At 37.8% G+C, this 270-nt stretch carries 1 protein-coding gene; it reads left to right on the top strand.

All coding sequences use genetic code 11. The features are described from left to right. Positions 1 to 270, top strand: a 270-nt coding sequence (locus HMPREF2811_RS08105; RefSeq protein ID WP_141749290.1) for an IS30 family transposase, incomplete at both ends; no start/stop codon positions are given.

Genomic DNA, 270 nt, shown 5'->3' with positions numbered 1-270 from the left:
AATCAGTAAACTCATCATCCCGATAAAAATTAACAGTCGCAAAGCAAGTGATGTGCGAATCGCTTGTGATAACTGGTTTGCTTATTTACCGAGAAATTTATTTAAATCCATTACGTTTGATTGTGGAAAAGAATTTTCTGATTGGCAAGCCATTTCAAATGTCAATGACATCAATATTTACTTTGCTGATCCCGGTTGTCCGTCACAACGCGGCTTAAATGAACACTCTAATGGACTACTTCGAAGAGATGGGTTATCTAAGGGGATGGA

The sequence above is a fragment of the Globicatella sp. HMSC072A10 genome (assembly GCF_001811625.1).
GTDB lineage: Bacteria > Bacillota > Bacilli > Lactobacillales > Aerococcaceae > Globicatella > Globicatella sanguinis.
Note: the sequence above shows the minus strand (reverse complement) of the source record. Positions and strands in the feature narration are given on the sequence as shown.